Genomic DNA, 293 nt, shown 5'->3' on the forward strand with positions numbered 1-293 from the left:
CTGATCAGCGGCCAATTAGGTGTCGAGCTTTGGGCGGCAGAGGTCGTTTTTGATCTGCAAACTGAGTTCCCAGAATTAAAACTAGCTGTTATTACTCCATTTTTAGAACAAGAAGCAAGCTGGAGTGACACAAATAAGGAATGGTATGAATCCGTTCTTATGCAAGCAGACTTCATTGACTCCGTCACAAAAAAAGGCTATGAAAAACCATGGCAATTTCGCTTGAAAAACCAATTTTTTATTGAAAAAAGTAATGGGTTATTGCTGCTTTATGATCAAGAAAAGGAAGGCAG

At 39.2% G+C, this 293-nt stretch carries 1 protein-coding gene; it reads left to right on the forward strand.

What is annotated here, in order from left to right:
- A partial coding sequence (locus V7083_RS12590; protein WP_335478200.1) for an SLOG family protein occupies positions 1-293 on the forward strand: 293 nt, incomplete at both ends.

Origin of the sequence: Bacillus sp. JJ1764, assembly GCF_036962145.1 — a bacterium.
Classification (GTDB): domain Bacteria; phylum Bacillota; class Bacilli; order Bacillales; family Cytobacillaceae; genus Neobacillus.